We start from the raw sequence: 10,952 nt of genomic DNA, 5'->3' as shown, positions 1-10,952 counted from the left end.
CAACATGACAACATGGCTACACGACCACCCCGCAATCAGAGCACTCCCTCGCTTGTGGGTGGAGCGTGTATGGCTACTGGAATCGCGTGAGCCATTGACCATCACGCGTGAGGTGGGGCTGCGTCCAGGAGTCAACGTTGTCTGGGCACGGGAACCAGAGTCCGATACAGGTTCCGGGCTGGCCAGCGCTGGGCATGGGGTCGGGAAAACCTCGTTTTGCCTGCTTTTGAGATACCTTCTTGGCGATGAGGCGACGGCCATCACTGCGCTGCGCGAAAAGGCTGCTGCGAACTTTCCAAAGGGTGGCGTGGCTGCAAGGGTTCACATTGATGACGTTACCTGGCTTGTCTACCGTCCCTACGGGGCCTACAGTCATCCCATTGCCAAGGTTGGCGAGCAGCTTGAAAGCCTGTTTGAAGGTCAGCTTGCCGGAGACTTTCAGACATACCTTTCGTCGCTTCAAGCGGAGTTCATTGGCAAGCTTGCTGCACAGACGCTACCCGGCACCAACCAAAGCCTGGAATGGCGCCATCTGCTCGCGTGGTGCATACGCGAACAGCGGACTCGATTTGACGGGTTCTTTCATTGGCGTGAGGGAGATGGTCTGGGCTTTCGCCGCTCGCGCCAAGACCCACCTTTGTTCGTCAGTTCGGTGCTGGGTGTTCTGGATACCGACGCTGACCGCATGATTCGCGAGGTGGAGAGCATTCAAGCAGATTTGACAAGACTTCAGGGGCAGATTCCTGAACTCGAGCGGCAGCCCATTTACGCGCTGGAACATCTCGAGCAGCGACTTCGCGTGCAGGTCGGCGCAGGGGAAGACGAGCCAATTTTTGAGTCAATGGTTGATGCATCCTTGCAGTCGAAGGTCAACGAAGCGATTGCTGCCGCAGAGCGAGCTGAGTCTCAAGGAAACAGTGAGGTGGGCGCCGCTGAAGAAGCAATGGCTCCCATGCTGGTGAAATTGGCCGAGCTCCAGGCTGAGTTCAACCGTTTTGATATTGAGCGGGGCATCGCGAAGTCATTGGTTGAGGCCAACGAAGCTGATTACACCCGACTGACAACCGAATTGATTGAGCTCGAACGGCTCACCGGACAGTGCAAGCACGGGTTGGTTGAATTTTCTGATTGCGAGCACATCAAGAATCGGCACAGTACTGTTAGCCTGCCATGGCGAATGGACGCTTTGGCAGCAAAGGATGCGACCCCACGTCGGCAAACCCAGCTGAACGCAGCGTCCATTGCAGCGGATGCGGCCAAGCAGGCCCTTTCCGAGCAGCGTAGCCGCGTTGATAGCCAGCGAGCAATTGCCCGCAGAGCCCAGATGAGAAGCGCATCGAGTACCCTGCGCAGGGAGCAGCTTAAGCAGCAGTGGGACGAGCTCTTGCTACGAACCCGACAACGGGAAGAGCGCGTGGACTCTGCCGAGCTGACGCGTGCAAGAGCGCGGGTAAAGGCGCTGACCAGTGAGCTTGAAAGCCAAAGAGTTGCTTTGCTCAAGCGAAAACAGCAGCAATCCACAAGGGTCGACTCGCTCAAGGCGCTAACGCTGCTCATCGCAGAGAGACTATTGGGAGAGGCTGGCCATGGCCGGTTTGTTCCAGATTCGGACAGCCGACCTTTTGACTTGTCCAGGGGTGGTGAGGCTTACCAGGTCCTTGAGGTACTGCTGGGCGACATCACCTGTCTGCTGGATGCGGCCACCTCCACAGGCAATAACCATCCCGGCTTTCTTGTGCATGACTGCCCTCGCGAGGCGGACATGAGTGCTGTGCTCTACAAAAACTTTTTGATGATGGTAATGGAGGCTGAGAAACAGCTCTCTCGCAGTGGCAACGTCCCATTCCAGTACATCGTCACGACAACATCTGCCCCACCTCTTGAACTGTGTGAGGTGCCTTATCTAACGCTTGAGCTGCAACCTGGCAGCGATGACCATCTGCTTTTCAAACGGCAACTGATTACGTCGCTGCCAGGGATGGAGTCGGGTTCTCTGGAGTGATGTGATGCCAATCGTTTTTGCCAGACTCTGCGGCGCAGCACTAGTTGCTGGCCGTGGCCAATGTGAAAGAGGGATGGACAAGTGAGCCTTATCAAAGATAAATATGCATCGCTTGCACCCCAAGTTCAGTATTTATGCGACGTGGTCGTTCTGGCTCAAGCATGGAAGAAATCGCATACGTACATTCGTCGTCACAATTGGTACTCCGATAGCCTGGAGCTAGATTGTTCTGCTGTAGACCTTGAGGGAAAGCTGAGTGATTGGTCATCAGCGCTTTCTAAAGGAGATTATCAGCCCGCGCCGTCTTGGCTTGTCCCCGCACCGAAGAACGGCGCATGGGTTTTTGACCCGAACCTGCCAGGAGGTTGGGGGCCACAATCCGCGCCGAAATCTGATGGCAGTGAGCAAGTTAAATCGCTCGTGCTGCGACCGCTTGCCCACATAGGCATTAGAGACCAGTCGATAGCTACCGCGCTGATGCTATGCGTTGCGGACTGCATTGAGTCAGCTCAAGGCGACTCTTCAACGAAGCCCCTGGAAGCCGCCAGCAAAGGAATTTACAGCTATGGGAATCGGCTCTTTTGCAGTTGGTCAAATGACGGGGCCAGAGCTCGATTTTCTTGGGGTAATTCAAACACATACAGCAGATATTTTCAGGACTACCAGCAGTTTGTAGCGCGTCCGAACGAAGTGGCCCGTTCTATTGACGAGCAGAAGAATGAAGGGCAGATTGTCTATGTCGTCAAATTGGACTTGCGTGCCTTTTTTGACAATATTGATATGGACGACTTGGTAGCGTGTTTGAAGCGGGAATATCTGGCATTTCAAAGGACAGACAAGTCGGTGCCCAAGTCAGAGGACGCGTTTTGGCAATTGGCTCGTCAGATTCTCAATTTCTCTTGGCGGGAAGCGGACAAGGCTTCAGCTCCTCTGCTTAGGGATGGCGTTCTACCCGCTGGCTTGCCGCAAGGTCTCGTCGCCAGTGGTTTTTTCGCTAACGCTTACCTTCTGAGTTTTGACCGAACCATTGGCTTGGCGTCAAGAGGCAAAACACAAATCAATCCCAAGTTCAAAATTCGGATTCATGACTACTGCCGATATGTCGATGACCTCAGACTAGTAATCACTGTTGACGGTCCTGTATTGACAAGCCAAGAAGGGGAGATTGGCGAAATAGTCACGAATTGGGTTCAGGGCTGTCTCGATGCGTCAACAAGGCTCCCCACGAGTAAGGGGCCTAGATTGCTCATTAACAGTGACAAGACAGAGCTAGAACCCTACAACGCGGTCGCCGGGGAGTCTGGAGTCGCTTCGAGAATGAAGTCGATGCAGCATCAGCTGAGCGGACCATTTGACTTCGCCACCCTGCAACAATTAGAGACAGGACTTCATGGTCTGCTCGCGTTGGCCGAACTTGGGCTGCAGGAATCTCGTGTCGGTTCCTATGCGAGTCCTTTGCCTGCTTTGGCGGCAATCGCCAAGCCTAAACTTGAGGTGCGCGACGACACGCTTACCCGCTTCTCCGCATATCGGTTGACCAAATCGCTTCGAATGCGCCGAAGCATGACAGACCTCAACGAGAAGGGCGATGGTGGGGTCGCGAAGGACGCATTACTCCACGATTTCGAGGTAACTGCACGCCGGTTAATTGCAGCGTGGGCAGTGAACCCCTCACTGGTTCAAGTACTGCGGTACGCCTTGGATTTGTTTCCGTCCCCTGAACTACTAGAGGCTGTAATAGAGGCGCTGACCCGAAAGTTGATGGCAACCTCGGAAAGCGAGAAAAAGGACCAAGCGGTAGTTTTCTATGTTCTTGCTGAACTTTTCAAAGCAGGAGCGATGGAGACCGGAAAGCGGGCGGCGAAGGACGAAGGCTTTGAAGCTGGAGACATTCTCGGTTACCGAGAAAGCTTGGCAGTATTCGCACAAACCATTCTTGAGTGGGAGAACGTGCCCTGGTATGTGCAACAGCAAGCAGCACTGCTGCTGGCTACGGTGGGACAGACGACCGATATGCTGAGTCTCGGTGAAGAGCTCAGTTTCTATCGAACGCTTCACGAATTTTTGCAGTCCCAAAGTCGCAATCGTGAACTGTCAGCGATGGACGAAGTGTCCATCTCACTGATTGGGTATCAGCTGCGTGAGCAACCGATTTCGTACTTGAAGTGGTTCATGCAGTTTGCAAAAAATAGGGAAAAAAAGCAAATCAGCGCCGCACTACAGTTGATAAGTCAGACAGACCAAAAATTATTCAACAGTATGACTAGCCCTGGAAGAGGCTCTGCCGCGGTTGATGCTGGACTAATTCCCCAACACCTTGGCAGTTATGTGAACGCACGTTGGCCGCAAAACCCCAAAGCATTACCAGTTGATACTTGGATTTCGTTTGCCAAGGTCATATGCCACCCGGATGATGTTTTCAGCCAAGAAAATGCGCTGTTGCAACTTGGGCTGGCATTGACTAAGTTGACAAAGCGTGAGCTGAAAAGTCCAGAGTCACTGACGCCTTTGACACTCGAGCTTTGCTGCGCTGACTGGTCCAAACTTCTGAATCCGAGCAACGATTCTCTTCGCGCGCGCACACTACCTGATAGTGGTAACCCCGACCCACTTTATGTAACACCAAACTGGTGTTCGGCCTCTCACGCTTGGATGTATGCATTTGGGCGGCTACTGCGGGCTGCGGCTACAGGTGAGCTTGATTTCACGGCTCGGCATTGGTTGCTTCGGGATGAGCCAGGTTGGTATGCGGGCATTCGCAGTACCTGGAACAAGCGACGAATGGGCATGATGCACACTGCGACAGCCTTGGGCGGGACTACCGCTGCAGTCACACCTTGGTTCTCGAATTTGTTGCTTGGGTTACTAAGATGGCCAGGGATAGCCAATGGATTTGAGCAATCAGAAGTCGATTCATTGGAAACCACGAGCGACCTCAAAGCCGTCCTTGAACGTCGGTTGGCGCACCAAGCGATGTTATTTGGAAATGGCACAAATACTCCCGTTTATCGGTTCCCCGTGAACTGGTCATTGAAGGATACGAGGGCGTTGCGGGTGGTCCTGGTACAAGGTTTGATGCCAGCTGAAAATGATTTTGCAGGCGATGGAATTTCCGGTTTAAGCGCTCCTGGATATCGCGAACGTCACAGAAACCACACGGCCGCGCTACTGAATTTGACATTCCGACAGCTTGCTGCGCGGGACTCGGTGCTTGTGAATGAACACAAGCCTCAGGTCGATTTAGTCATATTCCCTGAATACTCAGTTCATGTCGATGACCAAGACCTTATGCGGGCATTCTCTGATGCGACCGGTGCGATGCTGTTCTATGGACTTCTTGGTGCAACTGTTCCCGGGACTGCGAAGCCCGCGAATATGGGTAGATGGCTCGTGCCGCAGCTCAGAGCCGGCCGACGCTCATGGGTTGAGGTTGACCAAGGGAAGTGGCACGTTACAGCCGATGAGAAGATTCTCGGTGTTTCGCCATGGCGTCCCTACCAGGTTGTCATTGAACTCAATTGGAAGGATGAGCCGGGGTATCGGATTTCTGGTGCGCTGTGCTACGACGCCACGGATATCGCCCTTGCAGCAGACCTGAAAGATGAGACCCACATGTTCATTGTCTCGGCAATGAACAAAGACGTTAAGACCTTTGACAGTATGGTTTCTGCACTCCGGTATCACATGTATCAACATGTTCTCGTCGCAAATTCAGGAGAGTTTGGTGGTTCTACAGCCCAGGCCCCTTACGACCAGGAGCACAAGCGTCTCGTCTCTCATGTGCATGGGTCTCAACAAATTGCAGTCAGCGTTTTTGATATAGACGTGGATGATTTTGGGCCGGCGTTGAACGCAGCAAAACTAGGTGCTCCGGTAGTCAAAAGCGTCATCGAGCGAATTGGTAAAACAGCGCCTGCGGGACTTTCGAGGAAAAGCAAATGAGTGAAACCTTATTCAAAGAAGTTCACTACACACTTGGCAATTTGGTAGCCGACATTGGTCTAGGTCGAATCGGGTTGCCGGACATTCAGCGCCCCTTCGTTTGGTCCAACGCGAAGGTTCGCGACCTTTTTGATTCAATGTATCGCGGTTATCCGGTCGGCTATTTCTTGTTTTGGCAAACCGGAGCGGACGGTGTCGACACAAAAGTCATAGGCGACTTAAATAAGCAAAAAGCACCATCGTTGCTCATCGTTGACGGCCAGCAGCGGCTCACGTCTTTATATGCAGTAATTCGGCGCGAGGCTGTCTTGCGTGAAAACTTTGAGCGTGAGCAGATTCGCATTGCCTTTCGACCGCAAGACGGAAGATTTGAAGTGCCGGATGCAACCACCGAGCGAGACCCCGAGTACATCCTCGACATCTCTGAAGTGTTTTCCAGACCCACGCACAAGACCATCGGTGACTATTTGAAACGATTGACCGCTGCTCGTGAGGTTACTGATGAGGAAGAGGAGAGGGTTGCCGAGGCCATTGGGAGGCTCTCCGGGCTGACCAATTTCCCATTCATCGCCTTGGAGCTGTCACAGACATGCAGCGAAGAGCAAGTGGCGGACGTGTTCGTCCGAATAAACAGCGAAGGCAAAAAGCTCAACCAGTCGGATTTCATTTTGACTTTGATGTCTGTGTTCTGGGATGAAGGGCGCACTCAACTTGAGACCTTTTGCAGGGATGCCAGGCGACCAGGTCCGACTGGGCAGCCGAGTCCTTTCAATCAACTTTTCCAACCTGACCCAGACCATTTGTTGCGTGTCGATGTGGGTGTCGCTTTTCGTAGAGCCCGCCTCGAAAACGTCTACTCCATCCTGCGGGGGAAAGACTTGGCTACAGGTCAATTCAGCCAACAGCAGCGCGACGGCCAATTCAACTTGCTGCGCCAGGCGCAGACTCGTGTACTTGACTTGACGTACTGGGCGGATTTTCTGAATGTCGTGCGTAGCGCCGGATACAGAAGCGAGCGGCACATAAGCTCGATTAACGGTTTGGTCTTCGCTTACCAGCTTTACCTTCTGGGTCGCACTGAATACAAAGTGGACGGATTCCTCCTGAAGAACGCCGTTGCCCGGTGGCTATTCATGTCATTGTTGACAGGGCGGTACACGTCTTCTCCTGAGTCCAGAATGGAAATGGACTTGGCATCGTTGCGGGAGGTCACCTCTGCTGCGGACTTTCTGGCGCAACTTCGCAAGGTGGAAGACGTCACCCTGACCGACGACTACTGGACCAAGACACTGCCCCTGGATTTGGCGACGGCTGCAGGCCGCAGCCCTGCGCTTTTTGGGTTTTATGCCTCGCAAACTCTGCTGGGCGCCCGCGCTCTGTTCTCAAAGAGCCCTGTATCGGATTTGCTGGACCCGCCTGCCCAAGGTCAGAAGAAGGCATTGGAGCGCCATCATCTGTTTCCAAAGAAGTATTTGAAGACACTTGGCATCGAGGGAGTGCGGGACACCAACCAGATTGCCAATTACACCCTTGTTGAATGGGATGACAACGTCGCCATATCCGACGATGCCCCGGCTTCATACTGGCCGAAGTACGCTGAGCGATTTACATCGGAAGTGGTGGATGAAATGCGTGGTTGCCATGCTTTGCCAGCCGAATGGTGGACGATGTCCTATGTCGACTTCCTCTCCGCCAGGCGGCCCTTGATTGCAACTGTAATCAGGGACGGGTACCGTAAGTTGGCTGGCGTCACATTGTGAACCCACTGGAGCTAACACGCCTCGAAAAGGCTGCTGCTGATTGCGGCTTCGAACTTTCGCCAGAGTTGGGCGAAGATGGTTTGAAACTGAGTTCTGCTCAGTTTCCTGAAACGGTAACGGTTAAGTCATTAAGCAAAGAACTTTTCGTATTGCAGGCATCCTCACCGTTGCTGCTATCGCAGGCGCTTTCTGTGGGTGAAATCATCCAAATAGATGGTTGGGACAGTCTCTATGATGCATTGGAAATGGCCAGCGCCACGGCCCGAACCATGCCAAATCGAGTGGCGCAAAAGTTCCATAAGGCGACGGCGGCGATGCCAAAGTCCACCGAGGCCGAGCGATGGGTTGTACAACGCATAGGCCAGGACCTGTTTCGCAGCGCGTTACTTGATTACTGGCAGGGAAGCTGCTGCATCACGGGGCTTGCAATGACTGAACTGCTGAGAGCCTCTCATATCAAGCCGTGGGCACGCTGTGAATCCGACGAGGAGCGGTTGGACGTGTTCAATGGCCTTTTGCTGGCCCCCCATCTAGATGCTCTCTTTGATAGCGGTTGGATGACCTTTGATGCGAGCGGGCGAGTTCGGTTTTCATCACAACTGACATCAATTGCGCTGGAGCAATTGGGTGTCCCGGCCGAGCTGGAGCTTGCAAGACTGACCGACGCACACCAGTCATATCTTCATTTTCACCGGGATGTGGTTTTCAAGAAATAGGCGGATATATACATCAAATTTCTGATTGGCCCGAGAATTTGGTAACGCATCGCTCAGGTGGTGAAAGAAAAGAGGCCGGCATTTGTCGACATTCCCTATGCTGCAACGGCCATAGCATGCTTGACCAACATCTCTCGTGGCACCTGCAGGCGCCAATGCAGCGCTGCAAGCAAGGGGATGTAGGCTGGAGCCGATACAGGCGGATTGTTGGATGGACTCGACACTCGACAAGGGCGTCGACATCGTGTTCAAGAATTCCATGGGGTCCCTGTGGACTAACCATTGTTCCGAGCTTTCTCGGAAATCGCGGAGGGGATAAATGCCTGTCCCTATAGGTTTGGCGAAGTGACATTGCACCTTCGCTGTAGCCTGGAATTGCCTCCAAAGGTTACCTGCAACCGGACCCCCTCTGAATTTCAAGGGAGGTGAGCGGTCATGAGTAAATCGCTTGATATATCAACGGATTACGATTCTTGCAGGTATTTCATTCCGACGTCTCTACTTGCTTCGCAGACATCGAAATCTACAGCTAAGGTGCGGAAACGCATCATGAAACCGGAACCTTTAACATACGCCAAGCTGATTGCTGGCCAACAACAACTCGTAGTGCGGGGAGAACTGAACCCCCGCACCTGCGCAAATCGCGCGACAGCATTGAGACACTTTCTGCGCGCGAATCATCTGCAGGAGGAGGATGTAATCGGGCTTGAGATGAGACCACATTACCCGCTCTCGGTTGAGCGAACAGTTGAAAAACTGAGGTCTGAAAATCGTGGTGACCGTGACATCACTAACACCAAGGCCGCGATTAGTCCATGGAAACGCGCCGTGGTCCAGCACGACAATGAAGTAGCTCACATCTCATCGACGCCAACCCCATTTCTGCACTTGCTCAAAGAGACGACCAAAGGTCAAAATATCAAGAAAGTGTCAAGGGAGGCCGGGGTGCCATTGGCCATGTTGCACGGCTGGCTACGGGGGAAAAGTCCCAGGCAGAGCAATGCCAAGCTCTTACGCCGGTTAGAGGTCTTCTTCGGGATTGAACGCGACAGCCTTGTTGGGCTTGCAGGTTTTTCCATTGATGCCAAGGAAAAGTCCCAGGTAGCACCCGCAGTTCCTGTGGATTTTCGAGAGCGCCAGCGCGACCGAGAAAAAAGCAGGTACTACCTGCAAGTTCCGCCGAGCTCGCCTTTGCGCGCACAGTGGTTGGAGTTCATGAGGTACAAAACAGTACCGGTACCAATCTTGGAGAGGTCGGGTAGAGGCAAATGGACGTTTGCAGCCATGCTGGCCAAAATTGAAACTCCTTCCAGTTGGTATACCTTTCTAGATGGCGTTGAAATTCCAACTGCTTACGCGGCAGCATCCAAAATCCTTGCGTATCTTGGATGGATGTCGTTGTCGCGATGCGATGGTGGACTGGGGCTTCCTGCCGACTCAATGCATACGCTCGGATGGCTGGCTGTTCCGGATTACATCGAGCAGTATCTGGACTGGATGAAGGCTCGAGCCGGAGGAAAACGGACCACCGGTACGGCACAATTTCTTGCCATCATTTCAAGCATGGTCCGCCCGCGAGTCGGCTATTTGTCTCAACTACCCGCGTTCCAATCAACGTTACCGGGAAAATACCAGGGTACTGACTGGAGCAAGTTGTGTCAGCAGCAGTTTGACTATGTGAACAAGCTCCAAGCTGCATTTCAATCCGAAATCGTTTCCAGTCGGGACTCTTTTGAGCCAATACGGCATATCCTTGATTTGCAGCAGCCAATGGAGGCGGTCGCGGATATGGTACAGCGCATGAGGGCAGACCGACCTACAGCCTGCGCCAGCGCTGAGGCGGTCTGGGCGAGGGATATCTTCACGGTCAAGCTATTTGTATCCAATCCATTGCGACTGCGAAATATCGCATGCCTGGAGTGGGCAAAAGAGAATGTTGATGGTCGACATCCTGACAGATGTTCTCTGTACCAAAAAGTGGATGGTGCATGGTGGATTTATGTTCCAAAGAGATTCATGAAAAACAGGGGAGGAAAGCAGATTCGCGATTACGACTCCCCGGTTCATCAGTCGGTATGGGGGGACCTTGAACGATATCTTCTTCGTCATCGACCTTCGCTCATCAGGTGGCCGACCGACTTGGTATTTCTAACCCGTGACAGAGACCCGGCACGTACTGAATCAGTAAAAAGCCAGCAGCCTTACAGCAAGCCGGCGCCCACTGGCCACAGGCCATTTCTAGAGATATCTGGTCGCCTGTTTGAGCTGACGCGGCGTTACTTGTGGAAATGCGATGGCATTCACTCCCATGCTTTTCGACACATCGTGGCCACGTCAATATTGAAGACGGCGGGCGGTGACATCAAAACCGCAGCACTCGTTTTGCATGACGCAGAAGCTACGGTTGCGAAGCATTACAGCGGCATGCGCAGCAGTGACGGGGCTGTACGCATGGCCGAGCTCCTGGGCAAGACATTTGAACGGATGTAATTCCTGCATATCAAGGTAGCCAGGGACGTGTTTTATGGCTGT

5 protein-coding genes are annotated in these 10,952 nt (G+C 53.2%); all 5 read left to right on the top strand.

The window, feature by feature from the left end; all coding sequences use genetic code 11:
- The first annotated feature begins 4 nt into the window (after positions 1-4).
- The 5 genes from Q7T10_RS16250 to Q7T10_RS16230 all read left to right on the top strand — a co-directional run bounded on the left by Q7T10_RS16250 (position 5) and on the right by Q7T10_RS16230 (position 10,910).
- Positions 5-2,002, top strand: coding sequence for a hypothetical protein (locus Q7T10_RS16250; protein WP_304750326.1), 1,998 nt, complete (start codon positions 5-7; stop codon positions 2,000-2,002).
- A gap of 81 nt (positions 2,003-2,083) precedes the next feature.
- A complete protein-coding gene (locus tag Q7T10_RS16245) occupies positions 2,084-5,944 on the top strand; it encodes an RNA-directed DNA polymerase (RefSeq protein ID WP_304750325.1) in 3,861 nt (1,286 codons plus the stop codon).
- On the top strand, positions 5,941-7,704 hold the full coding sequence (locus tag Q7T10_RS16240; RefSeq protein ID WP_304750324.1) for a DUF262 domain-containing protein: 1,764 nt from the start codon (positions 5,941-5,943) through the stop codon (positions 7,702-7,704). Before Q7T10_RS16245 ends, Q7T10_RS16240 begins: the two co-directional genes overlap by 4 nt.
- Positions 7,701-8,420 (top strand): HNH endonuclease, encoded by a 720-nt coding sequence (locus Q7T10_RS16235; protein ID WP_304750323.1) that lies wholly within the window; start codon positions 7,701-7,703, stop codon positions 8,418-8,420. The genes Q7T10_RS16240 and Q7T10_RS16235 overlap by 4 nt, the downstream gene beginning before the upstream one ends.
- A gap of 435 nt (positions 8,421-8,855) precedes the next feature.
- A complete protein-coding gene (locus tag Q7T10_RS16230) occupies positions 8,856-10,910 on the top strand; it encodes a hypothetical protein (RefSeq protein WP_304750322.1) in 2,055 nt (684 codons plus the stop codon).
- Positions 10,911-10,952: the final 42 nt, after the last annotated feature.

The organism is Rhodoferax sp. (genome assembly GCF_030646845.1).
In the GTDB taxonomy this organism is placed as follows: Bacteria; Pseudomonadota; Gammaproteobacteria; order Burkholderiales; family Burkholderiaceae_C; genus Rhodoferax.
The sequence above is the reverse complement of the archived record's forward strand: the minus strand, read 5'-3'. Positions and strand labels throughout refer to the sequence as shown.

What these genes read in the sequence shown, in the direction of transcription:
- Q7T10_RS16250 (WP_304750326.1), top strand. Translation starts at nt 5, where the DNA reads ATGACAACATGGCTACACGACCACCCCGCAATCAGAGCACTCCCTCGC.
- Q7T10_RS16240 (WP_304750324.1), top strand. Translation starts at nt 5,941, where the DNA reads ATGAGTGAAACCTTATTCAAAGAAGTTCACTACACACTTGGCAATTTG.
- Q7T10_RS16230 (WP_304750322.1), top strand. Translation starts at nt 8,856, where the DNA reads ATGAGTAAATCGCTTGATATATCAACGGATTACGATTCTTGCAGGTAT.